This window comes from Pseudomonas sp. B21-056 (assembly GCF_026016325.1).
Classification (GTDB): Bacteria; Pseudomonadota; Gammaproteobacteria; order Pseudomonadales; family Pseudomonadaceae; genus Aquipseudomonas.
Window position 1 is genome coordinate 6345668 of sequence record NZ_CP087203.1, and the last position, 24264, is coordinate 6369931.

14 protein-coding genes are annotated in these 24264 nt (G+C 60.7%); 11 read left to right on the forward strand and 3 right to left on the reverse strand.

Annotated features, from left to right (window positions below; all coding sequences use genetic code 11):
* Window positions 1-109: 109 nt before the first annotated feature.
* Window positions 110-1027: a LysR substrate-binding domain-containing protein gene (locus tag LOY67_RS27905; RefSeq protein WP_265065319.1), complete on the reverse strand. Its 918-nt coding sequence runs from the start codon at window positions 1025-1027 to the stop codon at window positions 110-112.
* A 181-nt stretch (window positions 1028-1208) separates the two neighbouring features.
* Between LOY67_RS27905 and aspA the strand changes: the two genes are divergently transcribed.
* The 8 genes from aspA to LOY67_RS27945 all read left to right on the forward strand — a co-directional run bounded on the left by aspA (window position 1209) and on the right by LOY67_RS27945 (window position 15611).
* Window positions 1209-2633: an aspartate ammonia-lyase gene (gene aspA / locus LOY67_RS27910; RefSeq protein ID WP_265065320.1), complete on the forward strand. Its 1425-nt coding sequence runs from the start codon at window positions 1209-1211 to the stop codon at window positions 2631-2633.
* Between the two features lie 447 nt (window positions 2634-3080).
* A complete protein-coding gene (locus LOY67_RS27915; protein WP_265065321.1) occupies window positions 3081-4529 on the forward strand; it encodes an alanine/glycine:cation symporter family protein in 1449 nt (482 codons plus the stop codon).
* Between the two features lie 133 nt (window positions 4530-4662).
* A complete protein-coding gene (locus LOY67_RS27920) occupies window positions 4663-5667 on the forward strand; it encodes an asparaginase (RefSeq protein ID WP_265065322.1) in 1005 nt (334 codons plus the stop codon).
* Between the two features lie 72 nt (window positions 5668-5739).
* On the forward strand, window positions 5740-6732 hold the full coding sequence (locus LOY67_RS27925) for an AraC family transcriptional regulator (RefSeq protein ID WP_265065323.1): 993 nt from the start codon (window positions 5740-5742) through the stop codon (window positions 6730-6732).
* A 515-nt stretch (window positions 6733-7247) separates the two neighbouring features.
* Window positions 7248-8087 (forward strand): DUF3800 domain-containing protein, encoded by an 840-nt coding sequence (locus LOY67_RS27930; protein WP_265065324.1) that lies wholly within the window; start codon window positions 7248-7250, stop codon window positions 8085-8087.
* Window positions 8088-8518: 431 nt separating this feature from the next.
* Window positions 8519-9550 (forward strand): histone deacetylase family protein, encoded by a 1032-nt coding sequence (locus LOY67_RS27935; RefSeq protein ID WP_265065325.1) that lies wholly within the window; start codon window positions 8519-8521, stop codon window positions 9548-9550.
* A 10-nt stretch (window positions 9551-9560) separates the two neighbouring features.
* A complete protein-coding gene (locus LOY67_RS27940) occupies window positions 9561-10661 on the forward strand; it encodes a polyamine ABC transporter substrate-binding protein (protein ID WP_265065326.1) in 1101 nt (366 codons plus the stop codon).
* A gap of 336 nt (window positions 10662-10997) precedes the next feature.
* The gene (locus tag LOY67_RS27945; RefSeq protein ID WP_265065327.1) at window positions 10998-15611 is read left to right on the forward strand and encodes a dermonecrotic toxin domain-containing protein; all 4614 of its coding nucleotides are present in this window, start codon (window positions 10998-11000) and stop codon (window positions 15609-15611) included.
* A 39-nt stretch (window positions 15612-15650) separates the two neighbouring features.
* Here LOY67_RS27945 and LOY67_RS27950 read toward each other — a convergent pair whose 3' ends face one another.
* Window positions 15651-17273: a PLP-dependent aminotransferase family protein gene (locus tag LOY67_RS27950; protein WP_265065328.1), complete on the reverse strand. Its 1623-nt coding sequence runs from the start codon at window positions 17271-17273 to the stop codon at window positions 15651-15653.
* A gap of 100 nt (window positions 17274-17373) precedes the next feature.
* Here LOY67_RS27950 and LOY67_RS27955 point away from each other — a divergent pair, with 100 nt between their 5' ends.
* Genes LOY67_RS27955 through LOY67_RS27965 form a run of 3 tightly spaced genes read left to right on the forward strand, consistent with a single transcriptional unit; the run spans window position 17374 to window position 19146 of the window.
* On the forward strand, window positions 17374-18015 hold the full coding sequence (locus LOY67_RS27955; RefSeq protein ID WP_265065329.1) for an FMN-binding negative transcriptional regulator: 642 nt from the start codon (window positions 17374-17376) through the stop codon (window positions 18013-18015).
* Between the two features lie 2 nt (window positions 18016-18017).
* Window positions 18018-18464, forward strand: coding sequence for a GNAT family N-acetyltransferase (locus tag LOY67_RS27960; RefSeq protein ID WP_265065330.1), 447 nt, complete (start codon window positions 18018-18020; stop codon window positions 18462-18464).
* A 10-nt stretch (window positions 18465-18474) separates the two neighbouring features.
* Window positions 18475-19146: a GNAT family N-acetyltransferase gene (locus tag LOY67_RS27965; protein WP_265065331.1), complete on the forward strand. Its 672-nt coding sequence runs from the start codon at window positions 18475-18477 to the stop codon at window positions 19144-19146.
* A gap of 57 nt (window positions 19147-19203) precedes the next feature.
* Here the strand turns inward: LOY67_RS27965 and LOY67_RS27970 are convergent, their stop codons facing one another.
* Window positions 19204-24156, reverse strand: a complete 4953-nt coding sequence (locus LOY67_RS27970; protein ID WP_265065332.1) for an OTU domain-containing protein — start codon at window positions 24154-24156, stop codon at window positions 19204-19206.
* Window positions 24157-24264 lie beyond the last annotated feature (108 nt).

Genomic DNA, 24264 nt, shown 5'->3' on the forward strand with positions numbered 1-24264 from the left:
CCTTGTGGGAGCGAGCCTGCTCGCGATAGCGGTGGGCCAGGCAACATTGATGTTGAATGTCAGTCCGTCATCGCGAGCAGGCTCGCTCCCACAGAGGATTATGGTGGGATCAGGAGGCTGTGGCGCCTTGTGCTGCGCCGCCTTCGAGCTTGCGCCACAGCAAGCGCACATTGGCCTTGCGCACCAAGGCGCAGCGGTACAGGCGGATTTCCAGTGGGACATGCCATTGCCCGCCGCCGCAGATCACCAGTTCGCCCCGGGCCAGTTCGGCGCGCACGCTCAGTTGCGGCACCCAGGCAATGCCCAGGCCTTCCAGGGCCATGCTTTTCAGGCTGTCGGCCATGGCCGTTTCATAGACCGTGGTGAAACGCAGCGCCCGCTGGCGCAGCAACTGGTTCACCGAACGACCGAGGAACGCCCCGGCGCTGTAGGCCAGCAATGGCACGCTGGCCTCGCCTTCGAGGTCGAACAGCGGTTTGCCGTTGGCATCGGCGGCACACACCGGGAGCATTTCGGTGTGGCCCAGGTGCAGCGACGGGAAGATTTCCGGGTCCATCTGCATCGCCGAATCCGGGTCGTAGAACGCCAGCATCAGGTCGCATCCGCCCTCACGTAGGGCATGGACGGCCTCGCCGACGTTGGTCGCCACCAGGCGCGTGGCGATGTTCATGCCTTCATTGCGCAGTTGCGCGATCCAGCGCGGGAAGAAGCCCAGGGCCAGGGAGTGCGCGGCCGCGACCTGGATCACTTCACCCTGGCCGCCCTCCAGGTGATGCAAATGGCGCAACACTTCACCCAGTTGCTCCACCACCGTGCGCGCCGTCACCAGGAACAACTGCCCGGCCGCCGTCAGCTCGACCGGCGTGCGGGAACGGTTGACCAACGTCAGCCCCAGGGCCGCCTCCAGGCTGCGGATGCGCCGGCTGAACGCCGGTTGCGTGACGAAGCGTCGCTCGGCCGCCTGGGAGAAGCTGCGAGTAGCCGCCAAGGCACTGAAGTCCTCGAGCCATTTGCTTTCAAGATTCATCACGTTCTCCCGAAACACGCACCAAAACAGGTCACACGTCCGCCGTACCACCGACGTCACATCTGCATTATGCCGAATATGCATAGGGCAGTGTTTAACAGCATTGGCCCTTACGTTTACGAGAGCCTACGATCCACAACGTTCCGGCTCAGACCGGGTCCTTATCGAGATGATTTCTATCATGTCCTCCGCTGCATCATTCCGCACAGAAAAAGACCTGCTTGGCGTACTCGAAGTACCGGCGCAAGCGTATTACGGCATCCAGACCCTGCGAGCGGTGAACAACTTCCGCCTCTCGGGCGTTCCGATCTCGCATTACCCCAAGCTGGTGGTCGGTCTGGCAATGGTCAAACAGGCTGCCGCTGACGCCAACCGCGAGTTGGGCCAACTCAGCGAAGCCAAGCATGCAGCCATCAGCGAAGCCTGTGCCCGTCTGATCCGCGGCGACTTCCACGAAGAATTCGTGGTGGACATGATCCAGGGCGGCGCCGGCACGTCGACCAACATGAATGCCAACGAAGTCATCGCCAACATCGCCCTGGAGGCCATGGGCCACCAGAAAGGCGAATACCAGTACCTGCACCCGAACAACGACGTGAACATGGCGCAGTCTACCAACGACGCCTACCCGACCGCGATCCGCCTGGGTCTGCTGCTGGGCCACGATGCGTTGCTGGCCAGCCTCGACAGCCTGATCCAGTCGTTCGCCGCCAAGGGTGAAGAATTCAGCCACGTCCTGAAGATGGGCCGTACCCAGCTGCAAGACGCCGTGCCGATGACCCTCGGCCAGGAATTCCGCGCCTTCGCCACCACCCTGAGCGAAGACCTGGCGCGCCTGAAGACCCTGGCGCCCGAACTGCTCACCGAAGTGAACCTGGGCGGCACCGCCATCGGCACCGGCATCAACGCCGACCCGCGCTACCAGGCCCTGGCCGTGCAGCGCCTGGCAACCATCAGCGGCCAGCCGCTGGTAGCGGCCGCCGACCTGATCGAGGCCACGTCCGACATGGGTGCCTTCGTGCTGTTCTCCGGCATGCTCAAGCGCACCGCGGTCAAGCTGTCGAAGATCTGCAACGACCTGCGACTGCTGTCCAGCGGCCCACGTACCGGCATCAACGAAATCAACCTGCCGGCCCGCCAGCCAGGCAGCTCGATCATGCCCGGCAAGGTCAACCCGGTGATCCCGGAAGCGGTCAACCAGGTGGCGTTCCAGATCATCGGCAACGACCTGGCCCTGACCATGGCGGCCGAAGGCGGCCAACTGCAACTGAACGTGATGGAACCGCTGATCGCCTTCAAGATCTTCGACTCGATCCGCCTGCTGCAACGGGCCATGGACATGCTGCGCGAACACTGCATCGTCGGCATCACCGCCAACGAAGCGCGCTGCCGCGAACTGGTCGAGCACTCGATCGGCCTGGTCACCGCCCTGAACCCGTACATCGGTTATGAAAACGCCACCCGCATCGCCCGTGTCGCCCTGGAAAGTGGCCGCGGCGTGCTGGAACTGGTGCGCGAAGAAGGCTTGCTCGACGACGCCATGCTCGACGACATCCTGCGCCCGGAAAACATGATTGCTCCGCGTCTGGTCCCGCTGAAAGCGTGATCGATGCAACCACCGCTCACCAGGTCGAGGGACTAGACACCTCTCACCTTTTGAGGGCTTGGGGATTATTCCCCAAGCCCTTTTTTTGCCATCGCCAAGGAGGCCTTATGCCGAAAACGACAACATCGAAACAAGATCGCAGCCTTCGGCAGCTCTCCAAAAGGGCTGTCGAAGGCTGCGATTTTCGTTAATCCCGGCAAGTCGTTTCGTCGCTTGCACCACAACTGTGCAGACGGGCATCACACTGATAGGTATAGTGCCGCCCCTCTTCGCCATGTGTGGTCGTCGGCAGCGAGACTTAAACATGCGAAACCCGAACTAATAACAACCCGCGAATTGGACCGGGACGAAACCTCGCCTCACCTGTCAAGCCGTGCGCCGACGGATGTTTCGTGATGTTTCCAAATGGCCAGCATTTGCTTAAACAAAAAACAGCGAGGAATACTCATGCTCGAAGTCATCAACGACTTCCTCTCAGGGAAAGTGCTGATCGCGCTCATCGTCGGGCTCGGCGGCTACTTCACGATCCGCTCGCGTTTCGTCCAGTTCCGTCATTTCTTTCATATGTTCACGGTGTTCCGTGACAGCCTCAAAAGCAGCAGCGACCAGCTCAGCTCCTTCCAGGCCCTGATGCTCAGCCTCGCCGGTCGTGTCGGCGCGGGTAATATCGCCGGTGTCGGCATCGCCGTGACCCTCGGTGGGCCTGGCGCGGTGTTCTGGATGTGGGTAACCGCGCTGGTCGGCATGTCCAGCAGCTTCTTCGAGTGCTCCCTCGGCCAGCTCTACAAGCGCTGCGACTCCGAAGGCCAGTACCGTGGCGGCCCGTCCTATTACATCCAGCACGGCCTGCAGAAGCGTTGGTTGGGCATGATCATGGCCTTCCTGCTGCTGGTCACTTTCGGCTTCGCCTTCAACGGCCTGCAAGCCCACGCCGTGACCCACTCGCTGAACAACGCCTTCGGCCTCGACACCACCTACACCGGCCTGGGCCTGGCGGTGCTGCTGGGCCTGGTGTTCATCGGCGGGATCAAGCGTATCGCCAAGGTTGCCGACCTGCTGGTACCGGTCAAGACCCTGGCCTACATCGCCGTGACCATCTACGTGATCGTGCTGCAGTTCGACCACGTACCGGCCATGCTGGCAACCATCGTCAAGAGCGCCTTCGGTCTGGACCAGGCGTTCGGCGGTCTGATCGGCAGCGCCATCGTCATGGGCGTCAAGCGCGGCGTCTTCGCCAACGAAGCAGGCCTGGGCAGTGCGCCTAACGTGGCCGCTGTTGCTTCGGTCGAACACCCGGTCGCCCAAGGCGTGGTCCAGGCGTTCAGCGTGTTCCTGGACACCTTCGTGATCTGCACTTGCACCGCGCTGCTGATCCTGCTGTCGGGCTTCTACACCCCAGGCTTCGAAGGCGACGGCATTGCCCTGACCCAGAACTCCCTGGCCGCCGTGGTCGGTGACTGGGGCCGGATGTTCATCTCCGTGGCCCTGGCGTTGTTCGTGTTCACCTCGATCCTCTACAACTACTACCTGGGCGAGAACAACCTGCGCTTCATGCTCGGTGAAAACCGCAAGGCGCTGATCGGTTATCGCGCACTGGTACTGGTGCTGATTTTCTGGGGCGCCATCGAAAACCTCAGCACCGTGTTCGCCTTCGCCGACATCACCATGACCCTGCTGGCGTTCGTGAACCTGATTGCGCTGTTCCTGCTGTTCAAGGTCGGCATGCGTATCCTGCGCGACTACGACGCCCAGCGTTCGGCCGGCATCAAGACTCCGGTCTTCGATTCCAGCAAGTTCCCGGACCTGGACCTGGACCGCAAGGCCTGGCCGGCCAACCCATCCGCATCGGCTGCCCAGCCCGACGCGGTGACCGGTGTGGCCACAGCGCAACGCTGATCGGCAAGCCCTCTGCAAAAAAACCGGGTGCATCCCCTGCGCCCGGCGTGACACAGCGTAAGGTCGGCGTCATGCTCGACCTTATGTTGGGGCAGCTCGACGAAGCTGCCGTTTTCGTCCTCGGAGAACAACCATGAATTCCTCGACCTACCCTGCCGCCCAGCACGTCATGGTGCTCTACACCGGCGGTACCATCGGCATGCAAATCGGCGCCCACGGCCTGGCCCCGGCCTCCGGCTTCGAAGCGCGCATGCAGGCCTACCTGAACAACCAACCCGAACTCGTCATCCCGCAATGGCGCTTCCGGGAGATGTCGCCGCTGATCGACAGCGCCAACATGACTCCGACCTACTGGCAGCAACTGCGCGAAGCGGTGGTCGACGCCGTGGATGTGCAGGGTTGCGACAGCGTGCTGATCCTGCACGGCACCGACACCCTGGCCTACAGCGCGGCGGCCATGAGCTTCCAGTTGCTGGGCCTGCATGCCCGGGTCTGCTTCACTGGCTCCATGCTGCCCGCCGGCGTGACCGACAGCGACGCCTGGGAAAACCTCAGCGGCGCGCTGGTCGCCCTCGGCCAGGGCCTGGCGCCGGGCGTGCACCTGTACTTCCACGGCGAGCTGCTGGCGCCGACCCGTTGCGCGAAAGTGCGCAGCTTCGGTCGCCATCCGTTCAAACGCCTGGACCGTCAGGGTGGCGGCGCCAAAGCCACTTCGCTGCCGACCCAGTTGAACTACAACCAGCCGAGGCAACTGGCCAACGTCGCGGCACTGCCGCTGTTCCCGGGCATCAGCGCCGATATCCTCGACGGCCTGCTGGGCAGCGGCATCCGGGGCCTGGTGCTGGAGTGCTACGGCAGCGGCACCGGCCCGAGCGACAACCCGGCCTTCCTCGCCAGCCTCGCCCGGGCACGGGACAACGGCGTGGTGGTGGTCGCCGTGACGCAATGCCATGAAGGCGGTGTGGAGCTGGACGTGTACGAGGCCGGTAGCCGGTTGCGCGGCGTCGGCGTGCTGTCCGGCGGCGGCATGACCCGCGAGGCGGCGTTCGGCAAGTTGCAGGCGTTGATCGGTGCCGGGCTGCCAGTGGAAGAGGTTCGGCGGTTGGTTGAGCTGGATTTGTGTGGCGAGCTGATCTGACCTGGGGGGTGCTGGAAGAGTGTCCGGCACACAACTTGCTCCGTTTCCAGCCTCCCCAGGCTGGAAACGGACATGCTTCATTCCCACCTCACCACCCTCAACGCTGTCTCCCTGGTGCTCCAGGCCTTCAAACACGAAGGCCTGCCCAGTGATGCATTGCTGGCCGGCAGCGGCATCAGCGCGGCAGACCTGAGCCGGGCCGACACGCGCATCACCACCAACCAGGAAATGCAGGTCTGCGCCAACGCCGTCGCCCTCAAGCGCGACATCGGCCTGGAATTGGGGCGCAGCATGCACGTTTCGTCCTACGGCATGCTCGGCTACGCGCTGCTCACCAGTGCCACCTTAGGTGACGCCTTGCACCTGGCGCTGCGCTATCCGGCGCTATTGGGAACACTCTTCGACCTGAGCCTGGAAGACGACGGCGAGCACATCTGGTTCAGCGCCAGCGACTATCGAGAGAACCCGGCCCTGGCCGCGTTCAACGCCGAGTTCTGCATGGTCTCGCTGAAGGTCATCTGCAACGACCTGCTTGGCCACGCGCTGCCCTTGCGCGCGGCGCGCTTCGAACACCCAGCACCGGATTACCAGGCACGCTACGCCGCTCACTTCGATTGCCCGCTTCGTTTCGACGCCAGCGACAACGCCTTTGCCTTCGACCGCCACTGGATCGAGCAACCATTGCCGCTGTCCGACCCCATCACCCACCACGCCATGGTCGAACGTTGCCGCAAGCAGAACATCGAATTCACCGGCCGCCAGGCCTGGCTCAGCCGCATCCGCCAACTGCTCGCCGCCCAACTCGACGCCGCCCCCGGCCTGGAAGGCCTGGCCGAACAAATGAACTGCTCCGCCCGCACCCTGCGCCGCCACCTCAAGGACTCGGGCTGCAGCTACCAGGAGCTGCTGGACGAACTGCGCTTCGAACGGGCCAAGCAGATGCTCTGCGAAGACCAACTCCCCATCCACCGCATCGCCGAAATCCTCGGCTTCAGCGAAACCGCCAGCTTCCGCCATGCGTTCGTCCGCTGGAGCGGCGTAGCGCCGAGTCAGTTCAGGCCCTGAGCCACCACTCTGTAGATACCCACATATCCCTGTGGCGAGGGGATTTAGCGAAACGTCGCACCGCCCCGCTGGGCTGCGCAGCAGCCCCAATCCAGACACCGCAACGCATTGGTAAAACGGCGAGACCGATCGACGACTGCTACGCAGCCGAGCGCGGATGAATCCGCTCGCCACAAATTGCAGCAACCTTTAGCACTCCGGTAACCGCCTGACCGCTACCTTCCTACCAAGCCACACATCCTTGCGCCTTTGCCTACAACTAAGCCGGAACCCGCCCGCTTGTGCGCCTAGGTCCTGGCCCCTATCGTAACCCCCGTCGCGGCACACTCAGCGACCGGGTTTGGAAAGCCCCTGGAAGATCATGGGCTTTCATTAAACTTGATTGACATAGTGATTGCTCCGCAACAATAATCATCCCAACGCATGAGGGGTGACTCTCGTGCCTACCTTCCGAGGCCCGCTTGAGAGAAATCTCTGCGGGCTTTCGTGTTTCTGTGACAAGGAATCCGGTCACTATGACGCATTACGTGGCGTACCTAGACGAATTCGGGCACGTCGGCCAGTACGTCTCACGCAATCATCCAAGGTACAAAACCCATCCCATTTTCGGGTTCGCTGGCCTGATCCTTCCGGCTACCGAAATCCGCGAATTCGCAATCTATTTCTACAAGCTAAAATGTCAGCTTCTAGCGTTCGACCTTGCCAACGAAAATCCCAAGAACCTGCCCGCATATCAGTGGGAGAAAAAGGGCTCTCAGCTCTATGCCCTCCGGAACGTCATCAGGTACGAGCAACTCCGCCGCTCTACGTTCCGTCTCCTGAGCCACATTGAGAAAATCGGCGGCCACGTCTTCTACACAGGGGAGCACAAGACCACTGACCCTGGTGCCCATGATTCCGCCGAAACGTTCAAACGGCAGCTCCTGCAGTCGGTGCGCAAAATAGACCGATTCTGCGTGCAGAGCGGCTCAACCTTCATGTTGATGCTCGATGAACAACGCTGCGGTAACGAATGGCGGGAAACCAACGTGGAGGTCTGCACGCTGGCCATGTTTGAGGACGCCTCGGAGAAATGTAGAGCACTCATAGAGCCGCCCATCCAGGCCGAAAGCCACCTGTTCCAAACCATCCAGTGCGCCGACTGGATCTGTGGCCTTATCGGGCGCCTGATAGCCTTATTGGTTGCGCCTGAGGAATATCCAGAGTTGGAACCATTCGACAAATACTTTTCAGATCGTATCGCCAAAGTCACCATGCCAGGCAGCGGCCTGGAACATCAGAAGACTACTGAGATATCTGCCGAGCAGGCTGGAGAGACTATGCCCGACGCAACTGGTGCCCTCGCAGGCGATTAAGCTCATCGTGCAAGGCTCCGAGGAGCGTTCGTAAAACACTCGCTGATGAAAACCCGACGTCTTGTATCGAACTCATCGATGGATATAGCAATGTCTACCTGAATTCGCTAGCTCACGCTAGTTTTAGCTAGTTTTAGCTAGTTTTAGCTATCAATAGCTATACATCGACGCGTGCAGTCCATCTGACCGCAGGATGTCAGCCCTATTCACGACGATTCAGCTCCCAAGTAAATCTCTGGCTGAACCAGCTGGCAGCGATTCGAAAGCCTGCCGAAGTTCCCTGCTCTTAACGTACCCGTACCCCAAAGAGCCATTTCCGGTCAAACCTTTTGGCCATTTCAATCCCCTTTTGGCCTCTCCCACCGTTCTCCTGAGCTCCACCCGCCGCAAGACTATCCTCATCCGATCAGCCCCTTTGCGGAGAACAACAAATGCTGACGATCTACTCAGACGATCACCACCTGCACCACGGCCGCTGCGAGCTCATGGACGGGCAGCTCATGCCCTGTTTCGAAATGCCCTCTCGCGCCGATCACGTGCTTGAGCGGGTCAAGGCGCGCGCACTGGGGCCGGTGGAAGCGCCACGGGACTTCGGCCTGGCGCCCATCCAGCGCATCCACACCCCCGCCTACCTGGAATTCTTCAAAGGTGCCTGGGATCGCTGGACCGAATACAACCGCGACGGCGACTTGCTGCCCTACACCTGGCCGGCGCGCACCCTGCGCACGGTCATCCCGCAAAGCCTGCATGGTCAGCTCGGCTATTACAGCTTCGACGGCAGTGCACCGATCACCGCCGGTACCTGGCAAGCCGCTTACAGCGCGGCCCAGGTGGCCCTCACTGCCCAGGCCGAAATCCAGCGGGGTGCGCGCAGTGCCTTTGCCTTGTGTCGCCCGCCAGGGCATCACGCGGCCACTGATTTGATGGGGGGTTATTGCTATCTCAACAACGCGGCCATCGCCGCCCAGGCTTTTCTTGATCAGGGCCACGGGAAAGTCGCGATCCTTGATGTGGATTACCACCACGGCAATGGCACTCAGTCGATCTTCTACGAGCGCAGCGATGTGCTGTTCGCCTCGATCCACGGCCATCCGGAAGCGGAGTTTCCGTTCTTTCTCGGTTATGGGGATGAGCATGGCGAGGGGGCCGGTGAAGGGTTCAACTTCAACTACCCTTTGCCGGCCGGTTCAGGCTGGGACACCTGGAGTGCTGCGCTGGAGCAGGCCTGCGCTGAAACGCAACGCTATGACGCCGATGTCATTGTCGTCTCGCTGGGCGTGGACACGTTCAAGGACGACCCGATCTCGCAATTCAAGCTCGACAGCCCGGATTACCTGGCGATGGGCAAACGCATCGCGGCACTCGGCAAGCCGACGCTGTTCGTGATGGAAGGCGGTTACGCGGTGGCGGAGATCGGCATCAATGCCGTGAACGTTCTCGAAGGTTTTCAAAGCGCCCAATGAGGAAAAAAGCATGAAAAGACTCAAGCGTTTGATGGTCCCCGCCCTCTGTACCGCGCTGCTGTGTAGCGCCGCCCAGGCCGAAGAGCGGACCTTGCGCGTCTACAACTGGTTCGACTACATCACGCCCAAGGCCCTCGAAGATTTCAAGACGCAGAACAGCCAGGTCAAGTTGGTCTACGACATCTTTGATACCAACGAGGCCCTGGAGGCCAAGTTGCTGACCGGCAATTCCGGCTATGACGTGGTGGTGCCTTCCAATGTGTTCCTTGCCAAGCAGATCGAGGCCGGGGTGTTCCAGCCCCTGGACCGCAGCAAGTTGCCGAACTGGAATCACCTCGATCCCAAGTTGATGAAGTTGATCGAGGCCAACGATCCGGGCAACAAGTTCGCCGTGCCGTACATGTACGGGACCATTCTGATCGGCTTCAACCCGGACAAGGTCAAGGCTGCCCTGGGTGACAACGCGCCGGTGAACAGTTGGGACCTGATCTTCAAGGAAGAAAACATCAGCAAGCTCAAGCAGTGTGGCGTGGCGCTGCTGGATTCGCCTTCGGAAACCCTGCCCCTGGCCTTACAGCATCTGGGCTTGGACCCCAACAGCAAGAAGCCGGCGGACTATGCCAAGGCCGAGGCGTTGATGATGAAGATCCGGCCGCATATCACCTATTTCCATTCGTCCAAGTACATGGCGGATATCGCCAATGGGGACATCTGTGTGGCGGTTGGGTATTCCGGGAGCTTCTCCCAGGCCGCCAATCGGGCCAAGGACGCCAAGAATGGTGTGATTGTGGACATGCGGCTACCCAAGGAAGGCGCGCCGATCTGGTTCGACATGCTCGCCATTCCAAAAGGCGCGAAGAACCCGGAGGACGCCTACACCTTTATCAATTACTTGCTGCAGCCGCAGGTGATTGCGCCGGTGAGTGATTTTGTGGGTTACCCGAATCCGAACAAGGATGCGACGCAGATGGTGGATCCGGCGATTCGTGGCAATCCCAATTTGTATCCGACCGAGGCGGCCATGGCGACGTTGTATACGTTGCAGCCTTTGCCAAGGGATGCTGAGCGGGCGCGGACGCGAGCCTGGACTCGGATCAAGTCGGGGCAATGACCGGGAGGCTTGCTCGCGAAAGCGGTGGGCAGTTACTTATGATGTTGGATGTGCCGGCGCCATCGCGAGCAGGCTCGCTCCCACAGGTTTTGTGTCGTGCATGAATATCGAGTACACCGCCAGTTCCATTGTGGGAGCGAGCCTGCTCGCGATGGCGGTGGGTCAGTTACCGGCGATGTTGGATCAAGCCCGCTCCCACAGAGATTGGCATCGCCTGGCCCTTGACGACACAAGCAATACATAGTTACCACCTTCCCTGTTTCCCGCCCCACTAGCATGGCTATCCCGAAGCGTTCGGCTTCGGGATTCCATTCATCGCGAGACAGGGAGACTCAGATGACAACCACCTCTACCACCCAGACACCCAAGGCCGAAGCCAACCCCCGGGATGCCGTACTGAACCAGTTGCTCGCCGGGCCCACGTACCCGGAGGTCGCGTCCATACTGCTGCGCGACGGTCTCAAGAAACTCTACCCCACACTCAACCTTGATCCGCACAATACCGTGGTCGGCGAACCGGACTGGGACATTGTCGATGGCGAAATCGTGCGTCGCCCGACCCGCTATGAATCCCTTGCCGAAATGCTGGCCGGGCTGGTGGACGATAAAAGCGATCCGATGGTGCTGATCGAAGGGCTGCATTACCTGACCCAACTGCCACTGACGTCCCCCAATGTGCATTTGCCGGTGCGTATCGACCAGATCGGGCGCCTGATCAATGAGCTGGTGCCGGCCATGTTGACGGCTTGCCAGGAGCAGCAACTGGCGTACTGGAATGCTTCGCTTGGCATATCCGGCCCACGCTGGCATGACCTCTCCGGGGAGCTGCGCAAGGCTTGGAACGTCGGGCGCGTCAGGGGCTGGACGACGACTGAGTGCGCCATGGCCAGGCACTTGTTCCAATACCCCGACCGCAAGGACCGCAAGAAGAACGACCCTTATGACAGCCATGCGTACCTGATCGACGTCGATAAGGTGGATGGCCTTGAAGTGACCCGCCTGGGCGACAACTCGATCGTGGTCCTGATCGGCAAGATCGAGGGCAAGGAAGTCATTCTCAAGTACTCGATCGTCAACGGTTACGAGAAATTCGATTCACGGCAAGCCCTGGGACAATCCCTCCCGACCCATTTTGGTACGACCACCTACCGAAAAATCCAGTGGCGGCTGTATGAGCCCGACGGCAATATTTTCGATCACAAGGCCTGCGGGATGATCGCCGAACAGGTCAAGGTCATCGGTAACTCCCCGCAGACATGGGCGTCCTATGAGCCTCCTGCCAACGGCGAGGAAACCGATGAGGACGAGCTCGTGAACTGGTTCCAGCGCCAGATGCCCCATTGGCTGCTGGAGGCCTCGCCGTCCGATCAGACGCTGTTTGCCCAGCACATGAAAAACCTGTCGATATTGAATCAATCCCATGCCGGCAAAACCTATCTGGATGAGATTCCTTCCATCAAGGACTATGCGTTAAGCGAGCTGAAAAAACAGATGGTCTCGGACCACCCCGACGCCTCGAAGCTCGACCTGGAAGAAATCGAGTTCGAGGTGCGCAGCCCCGTTATCTGGGGGAGCTTCGTGGTGCCCGGCAAGATCGACACCACCCGCTTCAGCCTCGTCGAGCTCGCCTTGCAGAACCTGATTGCGCTTCCCCTGGGCGACAAGAGTATCCAGTCCCTGGGCGAGACCGAGTTGCCCGAGTGGATGACCGTGGCGTACCTCGAAAACCTCATCACCCAGGTCGATATCGGTCGCACTTACCCCGAGCTGGTCAAGGGCAAACTGCTCGACGATCCGGCAGATTCGAGCCGCCGCGAAAAGTTGTACACCTCCCAGCTACGCATCCAACTGCCAATGCTGGCGCTGGAATGCAAGATCCGTGGCGAGGGGCACCTGGACGACAGGGGGTACCGCTACGTCGCCGCGCTGATGCAGCCCAATGAAGCCGACCGCAAGGTCGACGGCAAAAACATCGTCGTACGCAAACTGGCCTTCGTACCCGAGCTGCAAGTGGGCGACTCGGAAGACGTCGTGACCAACATGTTCGTCATCGGTCCCGAGGACTCGAGCGCCGGGCCTTGCCTGCTGTATCGCCCCATGCTGCAGCCGCAGTTGAGCCAGTACCCGTCGTTCAGCAATCTGCTGTATGCGATCAGGCAAATCCCTTCGTTACGCCAATCGGTGCTGGCCTGGTTGCCCGATGGGGTGCGTAACGATTACGGCCGATTGGTATTCCCGGACCTGCTGCCCTCCCCTTGGAGCATCGTGGCGTTCGTGGCCGACCCTTTGACCTCCTTGGCCTATAGCGGCCCCATCAGTTTGACCGACAAAAACATGGGGGCAGATTTCCTGCCGCAGTTGTTCAAGGCCAATGCCGATGCCCTGGTCGAGCTGGCCGATCGGCAATCGGTATCCAACCAGGAAAATCGCTGGGAAAGCTTTGAACGGGCAGGCTGGCTGATGTTCAACCTGGCCCTGCCTTACCTGGGGACAGCCGTAGGCACCGCAGCCTGGCTCTGGCAAATCATGGAGGACGTCGACACATTGGCGCAGGGCAAACCGGAGGCCGATCGACCGACCAAATGGGAGGCCTTCACTGACCTGCTGCTGAACATCGCACTGGCGATCATTACCCACGCCATCGACCGCGCCAGGGCAGCCCGAAGTCCCCATCGGATACCGGTACCCAAAGAAGTGCGCGAACTGGAAAGCCTGCCAAAACCCAAACATGAACTGGTGATCGAACTGCTCGAACCGCTTCCGAGCACGTCGCTGCCAACCGAACACTACGCGCCCATCCGTTCCAGTGGTGCGTTGTTGGGCAGATCGAGAGAAAGCGCGCGGTTTATCGACTCCTTCAGCATCGACGAACCCGCAGATCCGGGAGAACTCCAAACCGAAGGAGCGCTCAAGGGGCTCTACGAACAGACGGGAGACTGGCACGCCAAAATAGCGGACAAGTGGTTCAAGGTGCGGGTCGAAGGCGAACTGGTCTCTATCGTCGACGGAAAAAATCCCGCCCGCGAGGGCCCTCCCCTGATGGGCGATGCCCACGGCAAATGGCACATCGATACACGCCTGCGAGTACGCGGCAGCGGGTCCAAAGGCGTCAGGCAAAAAGTCATCGCTAAAGCGCAACGGCGCCGGATTGATCTGCTATCCGCACTGAATCAATTCGAAGAACAGAAGCCGCAGAATCAGAAACTGCTGACGATGCAGGCCAAGGCAATGGACGAGGCGTCGGGCTCCGAAAGGGAGGTGAAACGCAACGTGTATGTCGCCATGCTGAAGACACAGCGGGAAAACTATCAGCAGGCGTTGCAGACACTGATGGAATGGCCGCTCTTCCAGTCAAGGCCCGACTACCCTCGCACCCGGCTCGGCTACCTGAATGCCCAGGTAAACTTTACCTTCGCCGAGATGGAGGCACTTCAGGAGCGCTTCATTCCGGCCATGAGCAAGGCGAAGGGCATGGTCACTTCCAGGGTCAGGGTGTTGGAGCAACAGCACATTGATGCCGCCGAGAGCATGATCAGCGTCAGCGACGATATGATCGAGCGTCTGGACTACATGGAGACGCGCTTCACCGAGCTGAAGGATAACGGCTATGAAGGCTTCGAATTCATCCGGCGGCATCGTAAGAAAATGCCTATCTACACGGCCGCCGACCTTCGCCTGATCAAACTGGATATGTACCGTCATCTCTGCCTGTCACTGGAAAGCGTCGAGTCGATGCCCGAAGGCTGGGAAGCGCTCAACCAGGTGGTCGATAACGCCACGGTGGCGTTCCAGAGCCTGCGTGACGCGATCGATGAGCGCAGCGTGATCCGGCTGGATGAGCGGATCGATGCATTCGGCAGCCTGGCCGAACAGTTCGCCGCCATCGACGAACACCTCCACTACCTGGGTAACGAATACAAGGGCAGCGTGCGTGCGCCACAGCTCGCTCGACTGCGCTCGGGGATCGGCGAACTTGAACAATGGACGTTGCGTCATTTGGCGTCTGCCCTCGATGAGAGACGGGAACGACGAAGCGCCGGCACCCCTTATGAGCAACGGCCAAGGCCCAGGAAAAAGTTTATCCGGGCGCGCTTCTGGGGCCTGGTCAGCGGCGAGCCGCGCCTGTCCAGATTGATGGAGGAAACGGATTGGGTCGATGTGAAAAACCCGTTCTCCGGAGACATCATCGTCACGTTCCATCGCAAGGAAACCGGCGAATGGATCCCTCATATGAAACCCGACGCCACGCAGCCCGCCGTCCCGGCCTTGGACATCAGCATCACGAAGGGCAACGACCTGATCAACGGGCTGGAGGCGTTCAAGGCGCAGCTAGAGGAAACCGTAGACCAGCCCGGTAAAACACCCGCCGGCATAGGGATGATCCTCAATGCCCACGCTGGCAGGATGGAAAAAGTCGGCACGGCCATCAAAAAGGCCCTCGACCAGGCACAAGGTGTGACTTCAAACGAAACGCGGGAACTTCCGCAGGCGCAACGACGCGCGGCCGAAGCCTTGCGCGCACAGCTCGAGAAGGAATCAAGCGCCCTGTATGTCCTGGGTTTCGAAACCGTTCTGAATGTCATCAAACGACGCCCGCCGACCATGAGCAGCATCATATGGCTTAAAAGTCGGAACCAGATCTCCATCACCAAACAGAAGAACCGGCAACGCATCAAGAACCCGCCCTACGGCTTTCTCGACCGGTATGAGATCAAGGACGTGAGAACCGGCAAAGCGCTCTGGTTTGCAGACTTCCGTTATTCGACAAACTGGGTACCCGCCTACACCTACCTTTCTGCCCACTTGAAAACCGTTGCCCAAGCCAATCAGAAGACCACCGTCATCGACGCCTCCCAACCCCTCAGCCACCGTCAACTGATCGACCATTACCGCAGCGAAATCGCCGTGGATCAGGCCAAGGAAGTGTTCTTTCAAAAATCGCGCTCATGAATGCAAGCCGGGCATCTGCTGATGCCCGGCCCTCACGTCTCAGCACTTCCAGGCTTTCCCCAGGCTCACCAGCGCGGCAGCGATCGCCGCGGGTGGCACGGCGGCGAAACCCAGCACCAGCCCGCCACGCACCGGCGAGGTGGTGGGCAGCCAATAGTTGCTCAAGCCATTGATTTCGATCCCCGCTGCGGTCGCCTGGACGATCAGTTCGCGCTCACGCTCGACACTGTCCACCGGCACCGTGACGTGCAGCCCGGCCACGACGGTCGGCATGGCGCCGACACCCGCCAGGTTTTCTGGCCAGCCCGCCAGCAGCGCATCACGCCGCGCCAATGCGGCCCGGCGCATACGCCTGATGTGACGCTGGAAATGCCCCGCCGCCATGAATTCGGCCATCACCGCCTGGGTGCTGACTTCGGAGTGGCGCACATCCACGGCGCGACGACGGGCAAAGGCGTCTACCAGCCCGGGAGGCAGAACCAGGTAGCCCAGGCGCAAGGCCGGGAACGCCACTTTGCCGAACGTCCCGACGTAGAGCACGCGCCCCTGGCGATCCAATGCAGCCAACGGCGCCAGTGGCGCGCCGCTGTAGCGGTACTCGCCGTCATAATCGTCCTCGACGATCCAGCCGTCGTTGCGCTCGGCCCAGGCCAGCAACTCCAGCCGCCGCGCGAGGCTCATCACCACCCCGGTGGGGTATTGGTGGGACGGTGTCACGTAGGCCAGTCGACAATGATCCAACGAGGCGAGCGCGGTGCAATCCAGGCCATCGCCGTCCACCGGCACGCCTCTCACGTCAGCGCCGGCCACGGCAAAGGCATGCCCGGCTGCGCGGTAACCTGGGTTTTCCACCGCCACGACGTCGCCAGGGTCTACCAGCAGCTGTGCACAAAGGCTGATGCCCTGCTGCGCGCCACTGGTGATCACAATTTGCTCAGCCGTGCAGTGCAAGCCACGGGAACTGCGCAAATACGCCGCAATCAGCCCGCGCAAACGCTCATCACCCTGGGAGTCGCCATAGCACAGCTGCTGCAAGTCCGGTTTTCGCCAGAAAGCCGCGTTCAGCTTGGCCCAGACGTCGAAAGGAAACAGATCGAAAGCCGGGACGCCTACCCGAAACGCCCGCGGCGGACCGCTGGGAGGTGCTGGCAAATGGTGCTTTTCGACCCGCTCCAGTGCGCCACTGTGGATAACTTTACTGGATGAAATCACAGGCAAATCCAGCCAATCTGTGGATAAACCAGTGGATAAGCCTGTTGAAAACCCTGTGGACACTTTTGTGGATATGTTTTCCTGCGCAGGCCCCATCGCGAGCAGGCTCGCTCCCACATTGGAACGGGTATCCCTGTGGGAGCGAGCCTGCTCGCGATGAGGCCGGTCCAGCACCAGAGAAGACAGCTCTGCCACATAGGTGCCGTCCCCCACCCGCCCCTCGATGAAACCCTCGGCGTAGAGCTGATCATAGGCCCGCACCACGCTGTTACGGGAAATCGCCAACGCCGCCGCCAGGTCACGGCTGGCCGGTAGCCGCGTGCCGCTGCCCAGCCGTCCATCCAGTACTCGCGCCCGTAACGCCTGGTAAAGCTGACGGCTGAGGCCCTGGCGACGATCCAGCTCGATTCCCGCGGGGTTGAACGACAGTGGCGGCACGGCGTTGCTCATGACAACCCTCGCAAATGGACCTATCGAATTGGTCTTAAGTGGCTCTTACAACAGACCAATAGCCTGCCTAGGATGCTCGCATTCGCCAAGGAAAATCATCATGTACAACCCCAAAGCCTTTGCCGTCGAAGACTTGCCCCAATTACACCGGATGATGGAGGCGTGTCGCCTGGCCGTGCTCGTTACTCACGGCGAGCAAGGCTTGCAGGCCAGCCATTTGCCGCTGTTGCTGGACACCCGGCAAGGCCCCAACGGCAGCCTTTACGGGCACATGGCCCGGGCCAATCCACAATGGCGCGAGCTGGAAGCCGGGGCCGAGGCGCTGGTGATCTTTGCCGGGGCCGACGCTTACGTCAGCCCGGGTTTCTACCCCGGCAAGGCCGAGCACGGCAAAGTCGTGCCGACCTGGAACTACCAGGCCGTACACGCCTATGGCAGTGCCGAGGTGTTCAGCGATGCCCATCGGCTGCGCAACCTGGTCAGCGCCCTTACCGACCGCCACGAAAGCGGCCGCGCCCAGCCATGGAGCATCGACGATGCACCGGCCGAGTACATCGACAGCATGCTCAAGGCCATCGTCGGCTTCGCCCTGCCCATCCGACGCCTGGAGGGCAAGCGCAAGCTCAGTCAGAACCGCGTCCCCGCCGACGCCGCGGGCGTACGCCAGGGGTTGGCCGCCAGCCACGATCCCCAGGACCAGGCCGTCGCGCGCCTGATGTCCGACTTTTCAACCCAGGAGTGAACATGAGCCAGATCGAGATCCGCCCCGTTACCGCTGACGATCATGCCGCGTGGCTACCGTTGTGGCAGGCTTACCTGACGTTCTACAACACTGAACTGCCGGATGCGGTCAGCCAAAGCACCTGGCAACGCTTGCTCGATGAGCGCGAGCCGACCCACGGCGCCCTGGCCTGGCACGGCGACACGGCCATCGGTCTGGTGCACTTCATTTATCATCGGTCCAATTGGAGCATCGAAAATTCCTGCTACCTGCAAGACCTGCTGGTCACGCAGCAGAGCCGTGGCACCGGCGTCGGTCGTCAACTCATCGAGTTCGTCTACGCCACCGCCAAGGCCGACGGCTGCTGCAAAGTGCACTGGCTGACCCATGAAACCAACGCCACGGCGATCCAGCTCTACCAGCGCATCGCCGAGCGTCCCGGTTTCATCCAATTTCGCAAAGCCTTGTAAGGAGCGCTGCATGTTGACTTCACTTGCCGATTGGAAAGGCGTTTCGGCGCCGTCCACCCAGTTGATCGAAGGGCGCTTCATCCGCCTGGAAAAACTCGATCCGGCGCGGCATGCCGACGGCCTGTGGCAAGCGCTCGAAGGGCCCGGGGCCGATCCGAAGCTCTGGGACTATCTGCCTTATGGCCCCTTTTCCGAGCGCAAGGCATTCGATGCCTGGCTGAAGAATCATGCCGCGAACATCGACCCGTATTTCTTTACGGTGATCGACCGCGCCAATGGCGAGGTACAAGGCATTCTCAGCCTGATGTCCATCGTGCCGGCCCAGGGTCGCATCGAGATCGGCCATGTGACGTTCGGCGCCTCCATGCAGCGTTCACCGAAAAGCACCGAGGCGGTTTATCTGCTGGCGAAGGAGTCTTTCGCCTTGGGTTACCGACGCCTGGAGTGGAAATGCAACAACGCCAACGCCCGCTCGAAATACGCTGCCGAGCGACTGGGCTTCACCTTTGAAGGCGTGTTCCGCCAGCACATGGTGGTCAAGGGACAGAACCGCGACACCGCGTGGTACTCGATGCTGGATTCGGAATGGCCGGCCATCGGCGCGGCGTTCGAGCAGTGGTTGAGCGAAGAGAATCAAAGCGAGGGCGGCCAAGTGCGCAGCCTGGCGGAATGTCGTTCATAGCTGATGAAGATCGCCACCGCGAACCTGTTCGCGATGGCGATCATTCAAGACGGACTATCAGGACTCAGGCGGTTTCCGGGTGGCCAGGAAGGGCTTGAGCACCTCGGGCGTCACCGCACTTCGGGCATAGGGCCAGGCCCATTGCGGTATCGATCCATGGGCACTCACATAACTGGCGAAATCCAGCCGACTGTGCCCCGCCGGGCTCCCGGAGAAATCGAAATTGTGGAGAAAGTACTGGGCCTGTCTTTCGCTCATGGTGTAGGACCCCATGATCAACCGATGCGCCCGGGCCTCTTCATTGACCAGGCTGTCTATCAATGCATCCGTGAAAGCCGACTCGCTGTTGAGCGAACCGGGCCGCCCGAGGGCGAATCGGATGTTGTCGTCGCTGAATGCCGGCCCCATCAAATCCTGCCAGATGGCCTTGGCGCTTTCCCGCGAGATCCCGCGTATGGATCGAATGGACGTCCATAGGTTCGGCCTGTTGAACAAAATAGCGACCCGGCTGTTGGAAAGCGGCTGCCCTGGCGTGATGAACAGCCTGGCGACAGCGGCCAAGTCACTGTCCTTGAAATACCGGGTCTCCTGGAGAAAGGAGAAGAAGTCCAGCAAAGCCTGCCGATGCGTGAACAGACTGCTCAGGTTCCAGTCATCGAACGGCCGCATCCAGTTGATATCGACGCCTGCGTACCTCGTCAATTCGTCATAACGCCCACTGACATACTCGCCGATGAGCTGAAGTCGCGCATTGGATATGCTCGGGTTGCGTATCCATTGTGAAATCAGATTCACGGGGAACAGGCCACCCAGGTTGGAAGCGATCACCGGGGACTTGAGAAGAATATTTGCCCGCGCCTGCAACATAGGAAATCGCTCGAGCGCCACGGTGAGCAGGTCGGCCAGGTCCTCGGCGCGGTCGTAATAAATGTGCTGCTCCAACAGCTCCGAGTCGTCATCCATGACATTGCCGGTCTCTTGCTCGTACCGTCTCTTGACCTTTTTCAAATCATCACGATCCACCAGATAGGCACCATTGAGCAGCTCCTCTAGCTGCGTATCGTCGAGATGACCATGCAGTGCTTCATCGTAGAGGACATACGCCAGACTGTTCTTTGGATGGTGATCGGTCAGCTCTCGAGCCCTGACCCCGTACTCGAGCATGATATGAATCACGTCCTGGGAGAACATGAGGTGTTCGTTATTGAGCAGTTCGGCAATTTCCGAATTTTCGATGGGGCGTAGCAGCGTATCCTCGAAGAAGGTCCGCACGGATCGATCGGTTTGCATGTAGTACGGAATGCTGCTCAGTATCGGACGACCCGGAGCCCGGGGGGACAGGTAGCTACCGATGTGTTGCAGGATCTCGGGTGGCAAGTCGGCTTTCCGGGCTTGGTTCAGGGTCCTGCGCACCATGTCGTCGGCATACAGGTTCAAGAAATGCACCAACGGTCGAAACAGGTTATGCGGGTTGCGCGTGCCGTAGACAATCTGGCTTACGTCGTACACCGCGGCCTTGCCCAACATGTGTTCCAGGGAACGTGCGTTATCCGCGAGCGCCTGCTGCAGACCGGAAGGCGGCGATACCAGGTAATGACTCATCTCCGGGTGCAGATCGATATAAGCGGCTGTTTCATTGCGCAGCCCCTGCATCGAAAACGTTTGCCGGGGCTGGCCCTCGTTCAATCCCCGGGCAATGGCATTGAAGAAGCAATTGCCGTCGGCGGCGAACGTGACGTCGGTGTCGCCAGCCAGCCGCAGCGTGTAGTGATTTTCACCCATGCGTATCAACACCACGTCAGTATCGGACCGCAGCGGATGCGTGCCCATCGGATAGCCGCTTTCAACCTGCCCGGGGGTAAAGCGTATCGACCAGTCCTGGCGTCCACGCCGTTGATCGATGATCAACAAGCTGCGATTTTGTGGCCAACTTGGAAGACGGGTGATGACTGACGGGACCAGATCCATGATCTCGACGTCCCACTCGTTGGGTGTGCGAATCAGATCGGCCACGGCGCGAAGCGATGTCGAGGGTTGCTTGGGATCCGAAGGGCCCGGTTGGGGCGTCCCTGCGCGCGGGCGTTTACCCCCTCCGCCCAGGCCAAAGCCCACGGCATGCCACTGGCCATCGGGCGCACGGGCCACCGTGCTTCTCATCACACCACTGGAGCGGATGTTCAACCCCGTCGCCGGGTCGACAATGCTGGCCTCTATGGCTTTGAGCGGTGTGTGGTCATGTACCCGGAATACCGTGCCATCGGGTTGCTGCACATACACTTGGCGAGCGGTGCGCCCCGTGGCGCTGTCCGTGATCGTGGGGCGGTAAAAGCCCTGGGCATCCGCTGACACTCCCTGGAGCACCGACCTATCCGCCACGGCATAGCGGCGATAAAGCGTTTCTTCCAAGGGCAATCCAAACGGCGCTTTAGCCTGGCTTTGGCGAGCCGTTATCGCCAGGAAAGAGGAGCGCCCTCTCACGTTGACGCTCACGCCACCGAAGCCGATAGCCTTTCGGGTGTTTGCCACCGCATGGACGAACGCCAGCGTCGTCGTATTCGTTGGCACCGCACCGGTCCTGACCACCAACAGGCCGGTCCTGACGGCACGGGTCAGCATCTGGAAACCGGGTATCAACAGCAGGCCGGCCAGGTCCATGACGATTTCAACCACCATCATCATCAGCCGCGCAGCGGTTTGCAGGCCGATGTCCCGGTTGCTGTTGGAGCGATGATCCGCGTAGGCGCTGTGGAAGTTGACGTAGGCCTGGTGAAAGCGCTCAAGCCAGTCATCGCTGATCGAGAAGCCACGGATCAGGGGGCGGCCGCGGTGCAGCCCCAAGGCGCGCTTTATCTCTTCTTGATCGAGGGTGGAAATACGCGAGCGGAAGTACGTTCGCCATTCTTCCTGTTGCAGCAGCCCGGTAATGCCATCGCTCAGGTCGGCAAACTCATGCAGGTCATCGCCCCGGGGGCTGTCCGGCAAATACACGCCCACCGTGCCCTTGATGTCCGGCCCGGGCTGGTCTGAAAAGATCAGCGCACCGTCGATGCTGAGCGCATTGCGCGGCGTGCCACCTTGGCCGTCGACGCTGCCGCCCAGCAGCAGACCATGGACATGAACCCTGCGCCCGCCCACCCACGGCCGATTCGCAGCCGTGGGTGATTGCAGGACAGCCTCCAGCCAGCCCGCCAGCAGTTTTCGCGGATGGGCTGGCTTGGCGACCGGATCGACCACTCTGGCCTGGAATACGGCGTCGCCCCTGAGTGCAGCCTCATACGTTTTGAACTTCAGGTGGGCGAGGTACGCCGCCTGCCAGGCCGCCTTGTACCGAGGCTCATTCATTTGCCGGCGCAGCAGGATTTCATAATTGCCACCGACATCGATGCTCGTCGCCATCTTCGCCAATTCGCCCCCAGTCACCGTGATCAGGAAACCGCTCTCCGGATGCCGGATACGTTGACCGTGTTGATCGATAAGGTAGACAGCCAGCATTTCGCGCATGGCGTTCGGGTATCGCGGCGCCCGCAGATTGTCGAGCATCAACTGGGTCAGGCTGCTGGTACGTGACTGCCTTGGGTTGGCCCGGTCACCGTAGAACAGCCTGACCTGGGTCTGGTCCGGATCCACGTCGATGCGCGGGTGGATGGTTTGCCGGAGGTACTGCTTGATCTTCTGGCGAGCGAACTGCACCAGCGTCGGAACATCGCTGCCCAGTGTATAGACGGCATCGAACACCTTTGTTTCGAGACGGCGATAGTGGGCGCGCTCGGCAAACGTAGCGGTCTTGTAAAAGCCGGGGCGACGGTTTTCCACCAAGGTTTCCTGACGGGCCGCCAGTGGCCCGGCCAGTGACAACAGAGGCAAGCCAAGGGCATCTTCGGTTTGCCGGGCAAAGTCACTCAGCGTCACTGTTGCGCTTCCTCGCGCATCCAGGACTTTGTCCAGCGCCGCACTTTGCATTTTCAGCAGATCCGCCGCCGCCACTTCGAAAACATGCCCGGACAGTTCAACGGCAATGTCCTGGATCTTGCACGCCTGGCCCTCAAGGGTGGGAAATACGTGCCTGACCAAATCCTGGAACGCATTGAATCGCTGAAGCCCATGCTCCAGGGAATACAGGAACAGCGATGGCCGATCGGTAAATTTGATCACCATCGCGGCAGGCCATTTCTGCGGCTGCGCGGCGCCGCTATCGAGCCTGACCGCATAGACATGGGGAACCGGCGCTCGCAACAGGCGGTTTCTATCCGCCTGGGAAGGATGGGTGGTGATGATATCCAGCAGGCGATCTTCATCGCTTTGCTGGATTCGCTCACCCTGGCTGAGTTGAGCGGCAGGGTCCCGATCGGCTTTGTGCAGGTCGAAAAGATGCAGGAAGCGCCGGGACAATAACTGCGCGAGGGCGGCTTCGGTCGTGGACGAAGCTGCGACGCCCGGCAACGCCTCCCAGCCCTTGCGCTGGCCAAAGAGCGCCAGTTCGTCACGGAACTGACGCCTCACCTGTTCATTCGTGGTCGGCTGGGCAACATAGAACACGGCCTCCATGGCCCGCAACGTGTGCGCGTCCAGCGGGCCGGCAAACAGGCTATCGGCCTCGTCCAGGGAGTCCGCCCGGGTGAAGAACCCGACGCCACCGCTCTGGAAGTCAGGCGCCGTGTCGCTGAGCAAACTGTTGCGCATGACGTGGGTAAAGCTGTCCGAGGAGGTCAGGACGCGTCCACCGGCCTGGTCCGTGGTGAAGCGGCTCACGTAGCATTGATCCGGCTCGATGTCCGGAAGCACTGACGCACGAAATTTCCTGGCGGGAATCCTGGCCTTGAGCAGGCCGACCAACAGCTTTCCAATCACCCCGTCGAAAGTGGGCAAGGCTGCGAACAGACGGGTCAGTTGTATCTGGTGGGTATCCAATAACGCCAGTTGCCTGAGCTGTTCCTTCGCCTGGGCATCGATCGTTTCTGGTTGAGGTATAGGTGACGTAACACCCGGTTCATCCTTGGGGGAAATCGACATCTCAATGGTCCGGTTCTGATTGAAGAGTCCGGACCCTATCGCGCTGTTCGCCCCGAGATGGCGTACATATGTATAGAGGGCTGTGGAACTGGGAGGGAAACGTAAGCT